This is a genomic window from Waterburya sp., assembly GCF_058530065.1.
Genome location: NZ_JBZNBU010000175.1, coordinates 1 through 20,831 on the forward strand (window position 1 = coordinate 1; position 20,831 = coordinate 20,831).

The 20,831-nt window shown below is 37.1% G+C and carries 11 protein-coding genes, 1 tRNA gene and 2 pseudogenes; 8 read left to right on the top strand and 6 right to left on the bottom strand.

The window, feature by feature from the left end:
• Window positions 1-440, bottom strand: a pseudogene (locus AC33VI_RS11115) (tyrosine-type recombinase/integrase); the annotation flags it as partial.
• Between the two features lie 506 nt (window positions 441-946).
• On the opposite strand from AC33VI_RS11115, the gene AC33VI_RS11120 reads away from it, so the two are divergent.
• Window positions 947-1,023 (top strand) — tRNA-Leu (locus AC33VI_RS11120).
• Window positions 1,024-1,420: 397 nt separating this feature from the next.
• Here the strand turns inward: AC33VI_RS11120 and AC33VI_RS11125 are convergent.
• Window positions 1,421-1,729: pseudogene (locus AC33VI_RS11125) on the bottom strand (Tn3 family transposase); the annotation flags it as partial.
• Window positions 1,730-1,873: 144 nt separating this feature from the next.
• Between AC33VI_RS11125 and AC33VI_RS11130 the strand changes: the two are divergent.
• Both AC33VI_RS11130 and AC33VI_RS11135 read left to right on the top strand, forming a co-directional pair.
• The gene (locus AC33VI_RS11130) at window positions 1,874-2,368 is read left to right on the top strand and encodes a GNAT family N-acetyltransferase (RefSeq protein ID WP_491782329.1); all 495 of its coding nucleotides are present in this window, start codon (window positions 1,874-1,876) and stop codon (window positions 2,366-2,368) included.
• 315 nt (window positions 2,369-2,683) lie between these two features.
• Window positions 2,684-4,333, top strand: coding sequence for a hypothetical protein (locus tag AC33VI_RS11135; RefSeq protein ID WP_491782330.1), 1,650 nt, complete (start codon window positions 2,684-2,686; stop codon window positions 4,331-4,333).
• A 23-nt stretch (window positions 4,334-4,356) separates the two neighbouring features.
• On the opposite strand, the gene AC33VI_RS11140 is transcribed toward AC33VI_RS11135, so the two are convergent.
• The 3 genes from AC33VI_RS11140 to AC33VI_RS11150 all read right to left on the bottom strand — a co-directional run bounded on the left by AC33VI_RS11140 (window position 4,357) and on the right by AC33VI_RS11150 (window position 7,131).
• On the bottom strand, window positions 4,357-5,832 hold the full coding sequence (locus tag AC33VI_RS11140) for a sodium/glutamate symporter (RefSeq protein WP_491782331.1): 1,476 nt from the start codon (window positions 5,830-5,832) through the stop codon (window positions 4,357-4,359).
• A 249-nt stretch (window positions 5,833-6,081) separates the two neighbouring features.
• Window positions 6,082-6,630: a CDP-archaeol synthase gene (locus AC33VI_RS11145; protein ID WP_491782332.1), complete on the bottom strand. Its 549-nt coding sequence runs from the start codon at window positions 6,628-6,630 to the stop codon at window positions 6,082-6,084.
• 27 nt (window positions 6,631-6,657) lie between these two features.
• Window positions 6,658-7,131: a GNAT family N-acetyltransferase gene (locus AC33VI_RS11150; RefSeq protein WP_491782333.1), complete on the bottom strand. Its 474-nt coding sequence runs from the start codon at window positions 7,129-7,131 to the stop codon at window positions 6,658-6,660.
• 177 nt (window positions 7,132-7,308) lie between these two features.
• On the opposite strand from AC33VI_RS11150, the gene AC33VI_RS11155 reads away from it, so the two are divergent.
• The 5 genes from AC33VI_RS11155 (at window position 7,309) to AC33VI_RS11175 (ending at window position 15,432) form a co-directional block, all read left to right on the top strand.
• Entirely contained in the window at window positions 7,309-9,267 is a 1,959-nt protein-coding gene (locus tag AC33VI_RS11155) for a protein kinase domain-containing protein (RefSeq protein ID WP_491782334.1), read from the top strand.
• Window positions 9,264-10,670, top strand: a complete 1,407-nt coding sequence (locus tag AC33VI_RS11160) for a serine/threonine protein kinase (RefSeq protein WP_491782335.1) — start codon at window positions 9,264-9,266, stop codon at window positions 10,668-10,670. The genes AC33VI_RS11155 and AC33VI_RS11160 overlap by 4 nt, the downstream gene beginning before the upstream one ends.
• Before the next feature lie 106 nt (window positions 10,671-10,776).
• Window positions 10,777-11,745, top strand: a complete 969-nt coding sequence (locus AC33VI_RS11165) for a LysR family transcriptional regulator (RefSeq protein WP_491782336.1) — start codon at window positions 10,777-10,779, stop codon at window positions 11,743-11,745.
• 70 nt (window positions 11,746-11,815) lie between these two features.
• Complete coding sequence (locus tag AC33VI_RS11170; protein WP_491782337.1) at window positions 11,816-12,862, top strand: anthranilate phosphoribosyltransferase family protein; 1,047 nt, start codon at window positions 11,816-11,818, stop codon at window positions 12,860-12,862.
• Window positions 12,850-15,432 (top strand): ankyrin repeat domain-containing protein, encoded by a 2,583-nt coding sequence (locus AC33VI_RS11175; RefSeq protein ID WP_491782338.1) that lies wholly within the window; start codon window positions 12,850-12,852, stop codon window positions 15,430-15,432. The genes AC33VI_RS11170 and AC33VI_RS11175 overlap by 13 nt, the downstream gene beginning before the upstream one ends.
• A 488-nt stretch (window positions 15,433-15,920) precedes the next feature.
• On the opposite strand, the gene AC33VI_RS11180 is transcribed toward AC33VI_RS11175, so the two are convergent.
• On the bottom strand, window positions 15,921-20,831 hold a 4,911-nt coding region (locus AC33VI_RS11180; protein ID WP_491782339.1), incomplete at its 5' end, for a calcium-binding protein.

A 20,831-nucleotide genomic window follows, 5' to 3' on the forward strand; every position in this document is an offset into this window, starting at 1 on the left:
GAAAAGGTTATGAATGTTCCATTACTTTTGGTACGTATATCATCCCAAGTAAGAGCGATCGCGTCTTCTGGACGACAAAAGGTTAAAGCTACGAACTTAACGTATGGATAGTAATACGAATGAGGAACTCTGGCGTATTTACTCACATATTCATCTGACTTAAAAGCTTCGAGTATTATTTTTATTTCGTCTGATTCATAGCATTCAATCTTATTTTTAGGTAGCTTGGGAAGTTTTAAACCCACATAAGGATTATCGCGAATAAGTTTATTTCTGATTGCGTGATTACAAGCTGCCTTTAGATTGGCGAATACTCGTCCCAATGTACCAACAGAATAAATTTCCAGTAATTCAGATACTAATAAATCAGTATTATCGATCGGTAATGACTTTTCAGAAACTTTTGCCAGACAATTATCCGTTTGTTTCCAGGTAGACATCTGTGTTGTCTTTCCTGTTATCAACTTGTTAGTCTTTTTGTATCGATCCCAGACATCATTTATTTTGATGGTTTTGGGTTTGGGTTTAGGCTTGGGTTTAACCTCGACCGCTTTTTTTGATATGACATTAATAGTTTTGGCTAACTCTGGCTTATATTTAATATATTCAAAGTCAAAACAATCATTATCAATATCGGAGTTAATCTGGCGTGCGCGTTTAAGAGCGATTAAATAACTTTCATCTGTTACATTCGAGATTTTAATTTCGTGTCGATGCTTTTTCGGGTACGTAAACCTTAATCTATAACCACCGCCATGTTGTTCGATCGTGACTCGTCCTATTTTGGTCTTCTTCTGATATATATACACTTGTAATATATATTTCTGACCTAAACCAGACCCATTTCTGACCCATTTTTGGAAAAATTACCGTTTTGTATTGCCTTGAAGTATATTTTGAGTTACATCTTAGAATGTATACGTACTAATGCTTTCGCTAATTATTCGGGCGCGAGATAAATTAGGTACTTCAATACTCAAAATGTGGCGAGAAATCGTGAGAGTTCGAGTCTCTCTTCGCCCATCCCTTCAGGTTTAGCACCGACTCTTACTTTCACGATTTTAAGGCGGTGCTTTACTCAAAACTTACTCACTTCTGAATATAAAAGCAAAAAAAGAGAGGTTTTTAGATGTATCATGAAAAGACTGTAATATCCTTTACTTGCTTTTGGGTGTCAACTATTGTTTGAGATGGTTAGAAAACTGAGAAAAAAAGAGTAAGGTCTTAATCACCTTTAGTACTTAAAATTTAAACAACAATAGTATTCAAGAAAAAAACTCTAATGAGTTACTAATGATTGAAAAACTAATTTTGAACTGGCGTATGACCACGATTCGTAAATCAAAGGGTCATATCGACCTTTAACCCTTATCCTGAGTGTTTTTGAGTTTTGTATTTTTTGCAACTACATCTCAAAAGACTAAGAACTAGGAATCAGAGAGAATCCAAAATCAAGAGTTGGAGGTTTTCGATTTAGATCGAGACTGTAGCTACCAAAACGATTGATATGCTTGGTAATATAAGGGCTTAACACACCAATAATTTCCTCTTCAATTGTATTCCCTGCTTGAATATACTCCTGCAAGATTCGACTAATCTCAAATACATTGTAGAAAATCAGGCAATTAGAAACTAAATGATTGTATTTGATAATCTTACGCTGTTCTTCTCGACTATTCTGCTGAATCATTCCACGGCCAAAACCAACCCATTTGGTAAAACCATTGAAGTATAAACTGAGTTAATCTTTAAGAACTCTCGGAATACACCATTATTTCTTTCGGTAAAATTGCTCCGAAAGTGGTCATACGCCAATAAGGAATGATAATCAGATAATCATAAATAGTTAGGCTTACTGAAGCATACGCCCAATATGAACCAAGAATTTACTATTCGCTTAGCAAATAATAACGATCTGCCAACAATGGAGAACATTCGGCAAAAAGCGTTTAGACCTGTATTCGCCTCTTTCCGAAATATACTAGGAGATAAAATTTATTCACTAGCACAAGAACCAGAAGACAATCAGCAAGATAAATTGCTTAGTTCAATGCTTGCTCCTGATTCTGTATGGCAGTTATTTGTTCTTGAATTATCACAAGAAGTCATTGGATTTGTATCGGTACAACTTGATAACGAAACAAAAGTAGGCGAGATCGGATTAAATGCAGTACATCCAGACTACTCTGGAAAGGGATTCGGTACTGAAATGTATAAATATGCAATAAAGATTATGAAAGAATCTGGAATGCAGGTTGCCACAGTCGCAACAGGAGGAGATCAAAGTCATCTTCCTGCTAGAAGGGCATATGAAAAATCAGGTTTTGATGTGCAAATATCGAGTGTTTGGATGTGCCAAAAATTATGACGTAATGCTCAGAAATTCTAGCTTGAATTCTCACGCCGCAGAGCTAAAAGTTTTTTACCAAAGTCTTGAAAAACTAAAAAATAGTTTAACTATCGATCGCTTCGCCTTCTCAGATGTTACATCCAAAACCTTCACTAACATTGGGATAGAGGGCGATATGACCCCATAATTTGTGAATCGTTGCCATATGCCTAATAAGTTATTATGCCTACTTACTTAAAATATTAGCGAATAAATAATTATTATTTCTATTTCTCTCGAACAAAAATATTATAAATAACCAATTAAAATTACTGTGTTGTTCGACTGACGAAGATGAAATCCGACGAATATTTTTGGCATCAATCGATCGCTAATCTAGAGAGAAGTAGAAATTATCTGCAAAAAAATGTTGAATCAGAACCTAGTTATGTAAATCTAATTAATCAACTGGATTCGAGGATTAAAAATATCCAAAAAAGTTGTAAACCTATTATTAAAATAGTCAGTTTTCCCAATCAAATGGGTTTAGAATTACAAGCGATCGGCGAATCTGATGGAATATTGCGATCGCTTTACGATTTTGAAGTTTTTTCCCAGGTAAATATTACCCAAATAGTAGCTCGCTGTAGCATTATCTTCCTAATTTATTCTTCCCATAAGCAGATATCTAACCATCAACGTAAATTAATTAATGCTGCTAAAAAAAACAATATTACTTTATTTATTTTAGTTTCTCATAATAAGTCCAGTGATTTAATCAGTAATTCAATTGAGTGGTTTGAAGCGCAGAAATATTCAGAAATAGATCGAGAAAGTATTTTATTTAATAATTTTTGGGATTTTAATTGCCGAGAGCAAATTACTGCTTATAAACAGTTTTTACTAGAGCGATCGCCAACAATTAAACAACGATTACTTCGACAGTGTAATGATGAAACTCTTGCTGAAATAAGAGATTTTTTTGCTCAAACTAAGAAAGGTAATCAGCAAAAAATCAATAGAATCAAGCAAACATCTTTACAAGGTCGAGGAATACACCACTATCGGCAGCAGATTGTTAATAAAACTTTCAATCAAATCCATAAGCAACAACAGCAAAAAATTCTTTTTCTCAAACAAAAAATAAATCAATCTCGTAGTAACTATTTCAACATTTTTCTCCCCGATAGCTGGCTATTTCAACTACAGCAAACTATCGAGCAATCTGAAATAAAAGTAGTCAAGGAAGAAGGAAAAACCTATCTTTACTGTGCGATCGAGAAAGATAATTCTCTAGAATATTTTCATAGTTATATTTTAGGATTATACCAACAGCAGGTAATTAATACCTTAAAATCTCAATGGCATAATCTTAATTATTATTATGCTGATGGCGGATTTAATAGTTTTATTCAACAAGCTAAAAATCAGTTGACCGCAATTAATTTGTTAGAATTATCAGATCTTCAATTGATAACCATAGATTTCGAGCGGGAAATATCTCCTCAACTGGAATTGAGCGATTTTATCGACTCTTATTGCTTAAAAATTAATAGTAGAATAGTTTTTGATTATAATTATCTACAAAGTAGTTGGTTAAAAATGTCGATCTCGGCAGGGATTGGAACTGCCATCTATTTAGTAACCAAACTATATTTTGGTACTGGCAAATATATTGGTTTTTTTATTCTAATTTTTCAAATTATCAATATTATAACGGGACAGAATATTAAAACTCTTAAACTAAAACAGCACAAAAAAGAACTACATAGAACTCTTTATAATAAATATCAAAATCTCGTTCGCCTGATAGTCGAGCAACTCATTAATACTTTAATAACCAGTATAGATAGGCAAAATCAGAAATATCAACAAGAATTCGATCGCCTAGCCCAATTAGCTCAAATCAAACTAGATGCGATCGAAGAAGAAATAGAAGAACTTAAATCGAGAAAAAATCGCTTAGAAAGCGATTGTAAAAAACTGATATCTTGGTTTAATTAATTGTCAATTATTCCATTTATAACCTAACCAACAACAGTAGTTTGTGGCTCTCTTTCTCTTTGTTCTTCCTGTAGTTTCTTTAAGGTACGCTTACAATTAATAATGCCAAAAATTAGCCAAAAAACTAATAACCCTGCGGTTAATAACAATATAGATACCGAACCAAAGCGATCGATTAAAGTAGGTGCAGCAGCCGTAAATAAACCGCCACCGACAATTGGTTCAAAGAATAATTGTTTGTAAGCAAAACTTTCAAATGCTCCCGTGCGGTTGTCAGCATCGACCATGCGAATCAACAAGATACCTGTAGCAGTTACCCCCATAGACTGTCCCATGTCTCCAATACCCCTTTCAAACCAATATACGGGAAGAATTCGAGGAGCTAGATACATAAACGCCAAGACGTTCCAAACAATACCGACAATAGACAGAGTTAAAAATACACCGATATTTGCACCTAATACTGCCAAATTGATCGAAGCTAAAGCAGTTACTACTAAAAGGTCTAAGGCTACCCCAGCAATTCGTTCTTGCAGTCTTCTAATAATTAAGACATCTAAGTCCAAGCGTTTCATGATTACTTGAATGATGATGCCTCCAATCAAAGCCATAGGAAATAGAGGGATTGCACCGATCAATTCCAGATCGTTGCGTCCCCAAGTAGCCGATTCAATTAAAGTAAGAATTTGAAGAATAATCCAACCAATTGCGATCGCCATTCCTGTAAAACCGAAGTTCAGAGAAAGGGGATCGATCAGGAAGTTTCTCATTAGTTCCGTTCTTCTGGCAACAACCCTACCAGACTCAGTAGGTGCTGTTTCTTGGAATTGTGCGTCGCCCTCTGTGACCGATACGGGTTCGGATTGAATATAACCTTTGCTACGTCCCCAATGAGCTAATACCGTACCAAAAATAATTCCCGAAATAATCCCTACAGTAGCCAAACCTAAAGCTAGGTCGCCTCCTTCAGTAAAGCCCAATTCTGTTAGAGTGTCAGCCATCCCCCCAGCTGTACCGTGTCCCCCTTCAAAGCCGATTTCAATTAACGCCCCTGCAATGGGATTGATCCCAAATAAAGGAGTCAAAACCAACAATGTAACTAGAATGCCCAATACGTACTGTCCCCACGCCAAGGTTTGACCAAAAGCTACTTGAGGGGCAGTTTTGCGCCAAATATCTTTAGGATTGGGAATGTGTTCTCCTAAAAACAAAGCTGCAAACACAATATTAATAAAGACTCCTGGGGCTTGGGACCATACCGTACGCATTTCTTCGGGAAATAAACCCCCTGCAATGTAGGAGTTGGGATCTGCACCAGAACTAACAGCGATCGCGCCTAAAACTCCCGTTCCAAGGAGTAAAGCGATCGCCCCAGCAATAATTGATTCTGGTAAGTATAGAGTTTGAAATAACCTTATTTTATGCTTAATAAATCGCGCTACTAACAATAAAATTCCTACTACTATAAAAGCAAATAGGACATTAAGTAGATTAAACATTTTCTTGAAAAATACTAACTAATAACTGAAAAATATCTCTATCAAAACTTTTTAACTGTACTTTTTGTTACTATTATTTTTAATTATGATGTTTTGATAACAGATAATCTAAGGATAGTTTAAAGTTAGATTTTTCCGTCTTATTTTACAAATATTTACTCGATCCCAGCTAGACTAACGGAGCGATCTTTTAGAATTTATCTCTTTAACCAAAAAACATCTATCTATAGATATATTTATATTCAGAGGTTATTTTAGACCCAATTTTTTCCTCAACTCTGTTGCTCCCATAAATAATAAAGGAGTAACAATTGCTCCAACAATAATCAAGTGTAAAGGAAAATGAAAATATAAATACCAAAGAATTAATACCCCATAAGTAGAGTCCATGTGATCGATGAAATAAAACAGTTTGCTGCTTTCATCTCCTGGGGGAATCTCTAAGCGACGCTTAATAAAGGAATTGGGCAATTCCGATAAGTTAAAGATAAATCCTACTAGCAAACCAAATTCTAATAAATTGAAATCAGAAAATAGGATTGCATTTTGAGGAAGATTGGGAATTACTTTTTCCATAAAACTAATCAAATAAACACTAGCTAACATTGCCAAGGGCAAACTAATTAATCCCCGCCATTTTTTATTTGCTCCAAACCATTTAGTTTGAATGGGAATATTTAACAATTGAAATAAGGGAGTTTTCCATAAAAAAGCTTCCAACACTCCCGCAATAAATAGCCCAACTGCCAGCCAGAGTAAATTTAAAGTATCGAAAAGAAAAAAATGTGTCCAGTTCATTAACAGTTAAAAATATAACGATTTGATTTATCTATTTAAAGCTTTACGAAAGATAATTTTATCTTCTTCCGCTTGATAAAATTCCCTAATGCGTGCTTCTTCTTCATAACCGCACTTAGTATAAAAATTGCGTGTCGGGGCAAAACTAGCTAATCCAGAAGTCTCTACCAACAAAACTCGCTCTCCCTTGTTTATCAATATTTGCTCGATATAGTTTAGCATCGCAGTACCAATCCCTTTCCCTTGATAGTCTGGATGTACGGCAATTAAATATAAATTCCAAGTTCCTTCGGTCATTTTTTCTGGCGCACAATAGCCTATGGCGATCGCTTTTTCATCTTCGTAAGTGAACCAAAATTCATCGTTATTTTCATTCTGAAAATATCCCAATACCATCTCATCTAACATATCTGCTGGAAACAAGTCATTAGCTTCGATTACCGTTTTTAAAGCAGGAATATCTTCAGGTGCGATCGCTCTAATTTTATGAGATATGGTCATAGTTATTTATTAGGTTTAATTGTTTTTCTCGATCCAACTCTTGTTCAAATTTCTTAAAATTCGGAAAACAAATTTATTAAAATTGCGATCGCCGTTAATAGTTTATCCTAACTAAAGTTATCCCAGTCTTTAATTGCAAACAATATAATAGTAGGAATTATAAATGTCTTACTATAAATGTCCAGTCTTTATCAACCACAAGAAATTATTAAAGATAAATACCGCATTACAGAAGTTTTAGGAAAGGGCGGTGTTGCTATTACTTATAGTGCGATCGCTTTGGAAACTAATTCTGCGGTAGCGATTAAAGTTATTTCTCTCAAGCAACTCGACGACTGGAAGCAAATTGAATTATTTGAGCGAGAAGCAGAAGTATTAAAGCAATTAGAACATCCTGCTATTCCTAAATATATTGATTACTTTACGATTGAGACAGATAAAGACAAGCTTTTTTATTTAGTACAGGAAATAGCCCCAGGAAAATCATTACATCAATTAGTTGATTCTGGTTGGCGGGCGACAGAAAAAGAAGTAAAAGATATCGCCCGACAAGTATTAAAAATATTATCCTATTTACACTCTTTAGATCCTCCCGTAATTCATCGAGATATTAAACCAAATAATCTGATTCGTAGCGATGAAGGAAGGATATATCTAGTAGACTTTGGTGCGGTAAAAAATACTTACTACAATACTTTAATGCAAGGAAGTACTGTAGTGGGAACATACGGTTATATGTCTCCCGAACAGTTTCGAGGAAAAGCATTACCCCCTACGGATTTATATAGTTTAGGTGCGACTTTATTATATTTATTAACCCATAGATCTCCTACGGAATTACCTCAAGATACTTTAAAGTTAGATTTTAGGAATTATATAAATATTGACGATAGTTTTGCTGACTGGCTAGAGAAGATATTAGAACCAGATCTTGAAGATAGATTTAGTAATGCTGATACGGCTTTAGCTGAATTAGATAAAAGCCAACAAAAGAAAAAGAGAAAGTTTATTACTAGTATTAGTGCGATCGCTTTATTAATTAGTTTGTTTGCTGGATTTAATTCCTATAAATGGTTTTTCTTAAGTCATATAGGATATTTACCATCTGGAATTTGTGAGAATATTAATATTCTCAATTACTATTTGGATAAAGGTGGTAAGGCAAATGCTTATACTAATACAATAATTAATCAAAATATTCCTTTATTAATTTGCGTATTAAGAAACAATTCACTTAGAAAAGAAGAAAAAATAAAAAATATAGAACTTCTGATAGATCGAGGAGCGGATGTCAATGCCGAAGTCGAAAAGCAAATACTTATTACACCTCGTATTAAGTATAGATTAGGTTATAAAACAGCTTTATTTCAGCTTAAAGATATAGAAATAGCCGAGATATTAATCAAACATGGTGCTAATGTTAATTTTAAAGACGAATATCATCTTACTCCACTAAGTAATGCAGTACTAAAAGGACAACAAGATGTAGTAGAACTTCTAATTAAATATGATGCTAATGTTAGTAATATAGATCGATTTGGACATTCAATTCTTTTAAAGGCTATTGAAAAGGCAAATGAAGAAAATAATGAAAAACGTAAAAATATTGTAAAACTTTTGATTTTCAATAATGCCGATATTCATGCTAGAAATGAATATGGTTCAACAGCATTATTAAAAACTCATCATTTAGATATTGCTGAACTACTAATCAAACGAGGTGCTGATGTTAATACGGCAAATAAACATAAATATACTCCTTTATTAATGGGTCATAATTTTGAATATAAAAAATTTTTACTCGAAAACGGTGCTGATATTAATGCAAGAGATGGTAGGGGTAGTACTCTTTTAATTAGGACTAGAAATAAAAAAGTAGCGGCATTGGCTATTGAATATGGTGCTGATGTTAATGCAAAAAATAATTATGGTCGGACACCTTTATCTGATGCCATAGAGAGTGTGGCAATTTCTCAAGGAGATCCAGAATTAATACAACTATTAATTGACAACGGTGCAGATCCGAAATACTTGGATTATGAAATTTTTAAACAAACTCATGTATACGGTAAATATTATGACGATCAAATCAAGCATTTTCTAGAAACGAATAAATTTGAAAAATCAAAGAAATGAAAATAATTAACGATCGCTATACTATCTTAGATAAATTAGGACAGGGTGGGAGTAGTATTACCTATGAGGCAGAAGACAAAGAAACGGGCGATCGCGTGGCAATTAAAGCTTTATCTTTGACGGGTTTGGAAGATTGGAAAAAGATCGAACTGTTTGAAAGGGAAGCAAAAATATTACAACAGTTAGATCGTGTTGATATTCCTAAATACATCGATTATTTTCAAGTAGAAACCGATGATAATGTCTATTTTTATATCGTTCAACAATTAGCCCCTGGTCAATCTTTAGCTCATTTAATAAGTCAGGGATGGATACCAGAAGAAAAAGAAGTCAAAAATATTCCCGAACAAATATTAGAGATTTTAGTATATCTACAGCAATTAACTCCCCCTGTAATTCATCGAGATATTAAACCCCAAAATATTATTTATCAACCCGATACGGGAAAATTATTTTTAGTCGATTTTGGTGCGGTACAAGACACCTATCACCATACAGTAATGGGTAGTACTGTAGTGGGAACATATGGCTATATGGCACCCGAACAATTTCGCGGCGGTGCGGTATTGTCTACGGATTTATATGGTTTGGGTTGTACTTTACTATTTTTGCTGACTGGTAAACCACCAGTAGATTTGCCTCAGAAAAAACTCAAAATTGATTTTCGCCATGAAGTTAAGATTGAAGGGAATTTTGCTAGCTGGATCGATAAATTAATCGAACCTAATATTAAACAACGTTTTCCTACAAGTGAAATAGCATTATTAGTTTTACAAGATAAAAAACCTTTAGCAGAATATGATTGCGAAATTGCTGTTAAACCTCGATACAGTTCGATAAAAATCAAACCTACAGAATCTCAATTAAATATCGAAATTCCACCACCATACAAAAGAAAGCGGGTTGATTCTGGTTATTATTTTTGGTTGGGTTGGAGTATTATTTCTGTTTTAAATCGCTTGGCAATTTTCGCTTCGATCAACTGGTTTGGTAAATTATATATGTTGTTCTGGTTTAGCAGTATATTTCTGATTAAAAACAAAGCGATCGCCCTGTCAATACAGATGTTATTTTTATTTATATTTTTAATAATGATGGCATTTGCCTATAATTTTTCTATCCCATCTTTTTCTATTTATCTAATTGCGATCGATTTTGTCATCGATCTACTGCTAAAACATAATTTTATTCAGCAATTACTATTCAATACTGCTATTACTTACAATAAAAAAGATAATAACTTAACTATAGTTAAAAATATCTTCAACTTAGAACACACGGAAACTTTTCAATATCAGCCCCATATTGTCAATCTACCAAAAGCTTTTCTGACTATTCCCGAATATAAATGGTTAAATCTAGAAATAAAAGATTACGGTAATACCAAAGTCGATCGCGGGTAATTGATAAACGTATTGTTTTATACCAAAATATAGTCGAAAAATCGGCTATGTTCGTCAGGTAACAAAAAAGCCACCAAATTGTGGCTGCTTGCTTTAAGAGAAGTTTATGCGAATAGAGCAACTACAAGCCTTTATAGCGATTACAGAAACAGGGAATTTCGGACAAGCAGCAAAAAGGTGTGGAGTAACCCAATCAACTATTAGCCGACAGATACAATCTTTAGAACAAGATTTGGGCTTGCCATTATTTCATCGTAGTACTCAAGCCAAACTGACTTTGGGGGGAGAAAAACTCTTACCCCGCGCTCAAAGAATTTGTCTAGAATGGCGCAGAGCAAGTCAAGAATGCGCCGATCTGATTGCAGGAAAACAACCCGAATTGTGTATTGCAGCCATTCATTCCGTATGCGCCCATTACTTACCGCCTATATTACAGCAATTTTGTGTTGACTATCCTGAAGTTCAGTTAAGAGTTACTGCATTAGGTAGCGATCGCGCCCTCAAAGTTTTAAGAGATGGTTTAATAGATGTGGCGATCGTAATGAACAATCGTTTCTTAACTGCATCGGCAGAAATAGAGTTGGAAATACTCTACGAAGAACAGGTTGATGTTTTAATGGCTGCCAATCACCCTCTAAGTAAACTAAAGAAAATACCCCCTTTAGAGTTGGTAAAGTACCCCCAAATCGTCTTTAAAGACGGCTATGGAATGCAAAGATTAGTGCAAGATTGGTTTAGAAATCAAAACGTGCAGATCAAAACTGCTATGGAGTTGAATACCTTAGATGCGTTTCGAGGAGTTATCCGACAGGGAGAAACCATCGCTTTATTACCCCACAAAGCTCTAATTGATTCTTACAACGATCCTACTTTAGCCATTCGTCCTATTGCTCAAGCCGAATTACAAAAAAACTTAGGGGAGCAAGAAAAATTAGAAAGTGCCCTAACTCGTCAAGTAGTGATGGTAACCACAAGCGATCGATTAATGATTCCTCCCATTGCCCATTTTTATCAACTAGTCAAGAATTTAGGCAAGTCTCAAGATTTAACCTCAGCCTATTCGATTTCAAATTAAGTTACTTGTATCTCTTGATAACGACTAATAACTAATAACTAATAACTAATAACTAATAACTAAAACTATAATGAGCGATGAGTTTCGAGAATTATTAAAAAGAGTCGGTAGTGGGACTCACACCAGCAAAGATTTAACTCGCAGCGAAGCCAAGCTAGCAACGAGAATGATGCTCTTACAGGAAGCAACTCCCGCTCAAATTGGTGCGTTTGCCATCGCTCATCGTATTAAAAGACCGACTCCTGAAGAGATAGCAGGTATCCTCGATGCCTTTGATGAACTAGGAGAAAAAATTAGCCCTTTTCCCCAACATCAATACAATCCAGTAGTTTTGGGCAATCCTTATGACGGGCGCGCTCGTACTGTCCCCGTTACCATCGTTACTGCACTGATGTTAGCAGCAGTTGGCGTACCAGTAATTTTACATGGAGGAGATTGTATGCCGACCAAATATGGCATCCCTCTAATTGAAATTTGGCAGGGTTTGGGAGTAGATTTTTCTGGTTTTAATTTAGAGCGAACCCAAACAATTTACAATCAAAGCAATGTGGGTTTCATTTATCTTCCCCGACATTTTCCTGCGGCGCACAATTTTGTGACTTTTCGCGAGCAAATAGGCAAACGTCCTCCCTTTGCTAGTGCTGAATTAGCCTGGTGTCCCGTTGCGGGAGATGCTCACTTAGTAGCGGGCTTCGTCCATCCTCCTACAGAAGAACGTTTCCGCAAGACTTTTAAAATCAGAAATACGCAAAACTATACCCTCGTCAAAGGTCTAGAAGGTAGTTGCGATCTAGCTCGCAGTCGGACGGGAATTATCGCCATGGGGATGGGAAATGATGATTTCGAGCGTCTTTTATTAGATCCTCATGACTATAATTTACAGGGATCGGATCTGTCCTTAGAATCTAAATCTCAGGTTATATCTCTGACTCAAGAAGTCATTCAAGGCAAACAAAATCAACTTTTTCCTGCGTCAATTTTGAACGGCGGTTTTTATCTTTGGCGTTTTGCCCAAACAACTAGTTTAGAAATGGGTTTTCAATTGGCAGAAGAAATTATAACTACAGGTACAATTAAGGATAAGTTGACTCAACTACAGAATTTGTGCCAAAAGTAATGTCTTCGAGCGATCGCTTTCCAGAAGTTATTCAAGATAAATATCGCATTAGGGGAATTTTAGGTCAAGGTGGGGTAGCTATTACCTATAAGGCGATCGCTCTTGAAACTAATTGTCCTGTGGCGATTAAAGTTATTTCTCTCAGGCAACTCGATAATTGGAAGCAAGTAGAATTGTTTCAAAGGGAGGCAGAAGTATTAAAGCAATTAAACCATCCTGCTATTCCCCAATATATTGAATACTTCGATTTAGAGACAGATAAAGATAAAGCCTTTTATTTGGTACAAGAAATAGCACCAGGAAAATCTCTACATCAATTAGTCGAATCTGGTTGGCGCGCTACAGAACAAGAAGTTAAATATATTGCCCAACAAGTATTAGAAATTTTAGCTTATTTACATTCTTTAGCAACTCCCGTAATTCATCGAGATATTAAACCGAATAATCTAATTCGTCGGGATGATGGCAAAATATATTTAGTCGATTTTGGTGCGGTTAAAAATACTTACTACAATACATTAATGCAAGGAAGTACTGTAGTGGGAACATATGGTTATATGGCACCCGAACAATTTAGGGGACAAGCATTACCCGCCACAGATTTATATAGCTTGGGTGCAACTTTATTATATTTATTAACTCATAGATCTCCTGCGGAATTACCCCAAGATACTCTTCAGTTAGATTTTCGCTCTGCTGTTAATATTGACGATCCCTTTGCTGAATGGTTAGAAAAGATTTTAGAACCAGATCTAGAAGCTAGATTTGATAATGCCAACATTGCTTTGAGGGAGTTGAGTAAAAATTGCGATCGCCAACCAAATAAGCTGATTAAGAATATTGCTATAGCTACTTTAGCCATTGGTTTGTTAGCTGGCTTCAATACTCATAAATGGTTTTTTATCAGTAGATTGGGATATAGTCCTTCTAGAATGTGTTTTAGCCCCGATTCGATCGAAAGCTATATCGAAGATGGAGGAAAAGCTAATATTACACTTGATCGAAGATTTAATCACAAAACATCTCTTCTACATTGTGTGGTTATGATGTACGAGGTATCGCCCAAGCTTCGAGCAGAATTAGTCGAGATGTTATTAGAAAAAGGCGTTGACATCAATCATCGAGATTCCTATTTTAATACGCCACTATTAGTTACTAGAGATCTTGATTTGGCTGAGTTATTAATTGCTAAAGGTGCAGATGTTAATGCCAAAGATAAACAAGGTAATTCAGTTTTACATCGAGTTATTACCAATAGATATATTAATAATTTGGCAATGGCTAAATTGTTAATTGAAAACGGTGCTAATGTTAGTGCCAAAAATAATTTAGGGAATAGCGTTTTAGAAAAAGCTATTGAAAGAAAAGATATCGTCTTAGCTAGGTTATTAATCGATCGCGGTGCGGATGTAGCTGGAGATAAAAAAGTATTATTTACTGCTGTTTCTAGAGGGAATCTAGATCTGGTTAAATTATTAATCGCTCGCGGTGTAGATCTTCAAGGGAAAGACCAAAAAAATAACAATATTTTATTTAACGCTGTGACTACAGATAATCTAGCAATGGTTCGATTGTTCCTCGATCTTGGTGTCGATCCGAAACATAAAAATAACTATGGCGTAAATCCTCTAACTCTTGTCAAATCTAAAGAAATAGCAGAACTATTGATCGATCGCGGGGCTGATGTTAACAGTCAAGTTAAGTATTCAAACGCTCGATCTTGGCAATATGGAACTACCCCTTTGTTCAATGCCATATCTAGAAGGAATATAGATTTGATCGGACTATTATTAGAAAGTGGTGCTGAAGTGAATCTTGGCGAGCGACAATTGGAAACTATACGTATAAGTAAATATGACACTCCACTAGTTGAAGCTTTAAAGCAAAATAATCTAAAAATAGTTAAATTATTACTCGACTATGGGGCTAATGTTCGAGATCGAAGCAAAGATGATAAAAATGTTTTTTTATATGCTAATAGTCAAGAAATAGCCCAACTATTATTAGATCGCGGTATCGATGCTAATGCTAGAGAAACTAAAGATAATAACTCTCTTTTATTTGAGGTAGATAATCTAGAAATAGTTCGAGTTCTGATTGAAAATGGCGCAGATGTTAATGCTAAAAATAACTCAGGAAATACTCCTTTATTTCACTGTTTAGGACATCGTCCCGTATTTCGCTTTTTAAGAAATCCTACTTTATTTCACTCTAAAGATGTAGCCAAAATGAAACTACTAATTGAAAGTGGTGCAGATGTTAATGCTCGTAATCATCATGGGGAAACACCTTTATTTAAAAGTTTAGATGGAACTAGTACTTTTAATTCTAAATTTGAAATTTTACAAATATTACTCACAAATGGTGCTGATGTTAATGCTAAAAATTCTTTAGGTCAGACTCCTTTTTCCCAAGCTATTTATCAACAAAATGCTACAGCAGTCAGGCTATTTCTCAATCGCGGTGCGGATACCAGCTATTTAGATATAGAGAAAATTAGAAACCTTTATCAACTGAGCGATCGTCAATTGTCATTCATTTCTCAATTTTTAATAACTAACAATTTTTAACTCATAAGCCATAATCCATAACGACTTTAGCGATCGCCAGTTTTTTCATAGCTTTGAATACTTACATTGAACCTCCCACCACTAAGCTACTAGCTCCGTTTTCACTTCGCTACTATCTATAGTGGGGGATTCTCGCTTCGCAATGTCATAATTAGACTCATTGAAATTCAATAAGTCCCCATCAGAGGACACTCCACGAGCTATCAAGGTCGCACCGACCTCTAAAATATTAATTGCCGCCCCAACATTATATTACCCAAATCTTATACAACGTCTAAATATCAAGGCTTTTATTATTATATACATTTTATATAATGAGTTATCTGCTTAAATTGAATTATACATATGATTGGGATGCGGTGGGGTATTTTGAGGAGTGATTGTCTTTGTTCCTGTTTACGGAATTATCGGTAGTTCAAAGTTTAAAAAGGTAGTAATGTTTTGGCATTACTACCCTAAAAGCTAAAAGAATTTATCTATTTCTAGTTTTAAATCGTGGTGAAATCATCCACTGTGAGATCCGTAGCACTGACATTATTAACAATTGCCAATACATTACTATTGTTGTCAGCAATTATCGCATCACCAGAACTATTGGTAATAGTCAAACCCCCATAGCTCAAAGATGCAGGAAGACCAAACAGATCCTCTCCATCCTTAAAATCATTAACGGTATCCGTACCAGAAGCAATCTCCAGAACAAAAATATCCGCTCCACTATTACCAGTTAAGATATCGTCGCCCAATCCACCAAAGAGTTTATCGTCATCCGCTCCACCATTAATAGTGTCGATACCATCGCCGCCATAGAGAGTATCATCTCCATAATGACCGCTAAAGTAATCATTCCCCGCAGCACCGATAAGAGAGTCATTTCCTTCCTTACCGTAAAGCTTGTCGTTGCCGTCATCACCTCTGAGAGTATCGTTACCCAATCCCCCATTAAGGATGTCGTTGCCACCATGACCGCGAAGAGAATCATCTCCATCATCTCCTACTAAAGTATCCTTACCTTCTCCGCCATAAAGAGTATCGTTACCATCTCCTCCGTAGGATCGATCATTACCGTTATAGCCACTCAATAAATCGTTTTGACCGCCACCATACAAAGTATCGTTGCCACTACCGCCACTAAGAGTCACTTTTATCTGACTGGCAGCACTAGCATCAAGAAGATTATTCTGATAGTTACCGCTTAGTTTTGCCGCTTCAATACTGTTGAGACTGTCATTACCCCTACCAATCAATTGAGTATCGCTTAAGGTCAAGTTAGTGTTTGTTGATTCCGTTAGGGTATCGTAGCCCGAATTACCATTAATGGTGTCATCGCCTAGTCCCCCAGAGAGGAGATCGTTACCCCCACCACCATTGACATCATCATTGCCATCATCGCCTTCTAGGGTGTCGTTGCCATCGTGACCGCTAAAGTAGTCATCACCAGCCCCTCCTCTAAGGACATCGTTACCGACTTTACCGTAAAGCCTGTCATTGCCATCGCCACCATCTAGGGTATCGTTACCTTCACCCCCATTAATATTATCGTTTTCCGTACCTCCGTTAAGGGAATCATTACCCAAATCTCCAACTAAGGTATCGTTACCTTGACCGCCATAGAGGGTATCGTCCCCTAGTTGACCGTAAAGTTTGTCTTTACCATCGTCACCGTGTAAAACATCATTGCCATCATTGGCGGTTAAAGTATCGTCACCGTTGTCACCGCGAAGGGTATCATCATAGTTTCCAGAGGAGATGGAATCGTTACCAGCCAATCCTCTAAAGGCTACTGCTGTTTCGTTCCAAGTAAAGGTATCGGAATTACTAGTATCTTGATTGTCTGCAGAGGACATAATTTCTTCTAAGGAAAGAGTTTGTCCTTCTACTTCAATGTTTTCAATGCGATAGATAGAGTTGAAATAGTTTTCGATGGTTAGGCTGTCATTAGGAGAATCTGTCAGAGTAAATATTAAATCTTTACCGTTAAAGTTAGAGATTAAATTACTGCGAGTAATACCAGTACCAAAGATGAGAGTATCATTTGTACCACCACTCGATACGGGATCTGCACTGTAAGCCAAGCCGCGATAACTATGATCGGAGATGACATCATTGCCATAGCCCTTGTTGAAGATATAAAGGTCGTCACCTCCACCCCCTTTGAGGGTATCATCGCCACTTCCTCCATCCAAGGTATCGCTGTCATTTGTGTAGCTTGTATAAGAGACATAGTTATTTCTGATGTCGTCAATTAGATCGTTACCGTCACCACCATAATAAATATCGTTTCTGCTTCCCCCTTTAAGGGTGTCGTCTCCTGCATCGCCATGAAGGGTATCTTCTCCCGAACCCGATACTAGAGAATCATTACCTGAATTTCCACTAAGATAATTAGTGCCATTTCCAGCCCCTAAAGTATCGTCGCCTTGACCACCGTTGACGGTATCATCTCCATCGCCACTATTGAGGTTGTCATTGCCATCAGCACCATAAAGAGTATCGTTACCGCCACCAGAAGTAATTACATCGTTACCTATATCGCCCCAGATTTTATCGTCATAATCCCCAGTAGTAATAGTGTCATCTCCACCTAATCCTTTGTAGCTGATGCTAGTATCTAGCCAACTTAAAGAATTAGTTTCGCTAGTGTCTCTCCAGGTTCGATTGGTGAAGATTTCATCAATGGTTAAAGCACTGCCTTCTAACTCAATGTTTTCAATGCGATAGAAAGAGTTGTAGTAGTTCTCGATAGTTAGGCTGTCATTGGGAGAGTCAGTTAGAGTGAATGTTAAATTTTTACCGTCAAAGTCCCAAGTTAAATTGCTGCGGGTAATATCATCGCCAAAGATAATCGTATCCCCATCACCACCACTACCTACTCTCGCAGGACGAGCGTATTGAGGAATCATGACAAAATCGGAAATGGTATCGGAGTCGTAACCTTTGTTAAACAGGTAAATATCATTACCTCCAGCACCGTATAAAACGTCATCTCCAGTGCCACCATCTAGGGTATCTACGTCGTAGCTTTGACTGTATTCTTGTAGGGTATCGTTGCCAGTACCGCCGTAGTAGAAATCGTTACCGCCTCCACCTCTGATGATATCGTCTCCTGCGTGACCGTATAGAGTATCTTCTCCCGAACCAGATGTTAGAGAATCGTCACCATCCCCCGCAGTTAAATAGTTGTTACCGTTTCCAGCACTTAAAGTATCGTTGCCAATGCCACCATCTAGGGTATCGTCGCCATTACTAGTATTTAGTCTATCGTTACCCTCACCGCCGAATACAGTATCGTTGTAATCGCCAGTGGTAATATTGTCATCTCCTGCTAGTCCTTGGAAAGAAATTGGCGTTTCCGACCAGTTTAAAACGTTAGCTTCAGTGCTATCCTGCCAAGTTTTTTCGGCAATAATTTCCTCTTTAGTTAATTGATTGCCTTCAACTTGAATGTTTTCAATACGATATAAACTGCTGACATAATTTTCAACGGTCAAGCTATCTCCAGGGGAATCAGTCAAGGAAAAAGTAAGATCTACTCCATTGAAGTCCCAAGTTAAATTGCTGGAGGTAATATCATCGCCAAAGATAATCGTATCCCCATCACCACCACTACCTACTCTCGCAGGACGAGCGTATTGGGGAATGAGTACGGAGTCGGAAATAGTATCAGAACCGTAGCCTTTGTTAAAGAGGTAAATATCATTCCCCCCCGCACCGTATAAAGTGTCATCGCCAGTGCCGCCATCTAGGGTATCTACGTCGTAGCTTTGACTTCCTTCTTGTAGAGTATCGTTGCCGAAGCCACCATAGTAGATGTCGTTGCCTCCTGCGCCAAAAAGAGAGTCGTTTCCTAACAAGCCATATAATTTATTCTCAGTTTCATCTCCCCTAAGAGTTTCATTCAGGATATCTCCTAAAACCCAGTCTGGTTTTACTCCAGATTCTTGTTGGACGTATTGTGCCAAAGCCAAAGCTCGAATATCTAGGGTTTCTGAGGCGGAGTTTTGGGACTCGACAATTGCTCCCTCGAACAATTCTACGGCTTCATCTAAACTGCCATAAAATTCGTAAACTTCAGCCGTGGTGTTATAAGTAACGGGGGATTGGCTTAGTTGAACCAACAGCCTGGTTTCTAAATCTCCTTGGAGTCTTTCGTAGGTATTGGCTAGGGTTGTTCCTCCTGCTGCGCTGGGATTGGCGTTATTCCAATCTCTTCCCACAAAAATTTCTAAAAACCCTAATTCTTGGAGATCGATATCGGCATTGGGATAATCATCAACAGGATCTACCCCATCAACTCCAGCCCAACGGTACATGATAGGACGCATTAGCTGACGGGCAGCAGCTAAATCTCCAGAGTTTACATGATCGGCAAACGATTGGACTAAATTTAGTAATGTCTCATCGTTTGCCATCGCAATCCGCAAGCTGGGTAAGTTACCGTAGCCTCTGAGGTCGGGCAGTTGGAGGATTTGTTCGGTTAGGACGACGGGGGGATTGAAAGTGGAGTTATGGTCGTAGTAGGAATCGAATTGGTTGAGGTTAAACCAGACATTAGCTACTTCTCTTTGCGTGCCGTCGGCTAATTCAAAGCTGGCTGTTTCGTCGATAAGATGACCTTCGTTAGTGATATTAACGCTATTGCCTACCGCATCGATTTTAGTGATGGTCAATTCGTCGAGGGTGAAGAGTTCGTTAACATCGGAACGTCCATCGCCATCGAAATCCCGCCATACCTGTAGATTGGCAAAGTTGGTATCGGCGGCGGTAATTTGACCGTCGTTGTTGGTGTCTAGTTCTCGTAGTTCGCTAAAACCGCCTGTGGTTTGGTTGCCAAATAGTTCGGAAATATCGTTAATATAACCGTCTCCGTTGCGATCGAATACCAGCAAACCATCATCGGATTTTAACCAGCCAGTCTTTTCTCTAAATCCATCCCCATCGATATCGAAATAAACTTCGGAGTTTTCTAAGGAAGTAAGTTCGATACCATCCCCATCTAGATCTAAGATTAGCGGACAAGAAGGTGGTCGCCATACCTGCCCTTCTGAATCTTCAAATCCACCTTCTGCATCTCTTTGATATTCGGATTCTGGTAATGGGGCAGTATTTCCACCTCCAAGACAGCCAATACCACCTGCTCCAGTTACTAAACCAGTACCCAAAGCACCAGTGGCTAATGCAGCTACGCCAAAAGCAGCACCACCTGTTGCAAGTCCCAAACTTGTAAGTAAAAGAAATCCCCCGAAACCTCCAACTGCCGAAATTTTAACTTTATCTCCTGTTAGAAATGCTGAACAACCTGCACCGAAACCAATAGCACCAAGTACGTATGCAACGCCTAATCCTTCAACAACAGTACCTTCAGGATCTACAAAACTAACAGGATTATTACCCACATA

Excerpts from the sequence above, each read along its gene's own strand:
- AC33VI_RS11160 (WP_491782335.1), top strand. The coding sequence starts at position 9,264 with ATGAAAATAATTAACGATCGCTATACTATCTTAGATAAATTAGGACAG.
- AC33VI_RS11150 (WP_491782333.1), bottom strand. The coding sequence starts at position 7,131 with ATGACCATATCTCATAAAATTAGAGCGATCGCACCTGAAGATATTCCT.
- AC33VI_RS11170 (WP_491782337.1), top strand. The coding sequence starts at position 11,816 with ATGAGCGATGAGTTTCGAGAATTATTAAAAAGAGTCGGTAGTGGGACT.
- AC33VI_RS11140 (WP_491782331.1), bottom strand. The coding sequence starts at position 5,832 with ATGTTTAATCTACTTAATGTCCTATTTGCTTTTATAGTAGTAGGAATT.
- AC33VI_RS11145 (WP_491782332.1), bottom strand. The coding sequence starts at position 6,630 with ATGAACTGGACACATTTTTTTCTTTTCGATACTTTAAATTTACTCTGG.
- AC33VI_RS11165 (WP_491782336.1), top strand. The coding sequence starts at position 10,777 with ATGCGAATAGAGCAACTACAAGCCTTTATAGCGATTACAGAAACAGGG.
- AC33VI_RS11130 (WP_491782329.1), top strand. The coding sequence starts at position 1,874 with ATGAACCAAGAATTTACTATTCGCTTAGCAAATAATAACGATCTGCCA.
- AC33VI_RS11135 (WP_491782330.1), top strand. The coding sequence starts at position 2,684 with ATGAAATCCGACGAATATTTTTGGCATCAATCGATCGCTAATCTAGAG.
- AC33VI_RS11155 (WP_491782334.1), top strand. The coding sequence starts at position 7,309 with ATGTCCAGTCTTTATCAACCACAAGAAATTATTAAAGATAAATACCGC.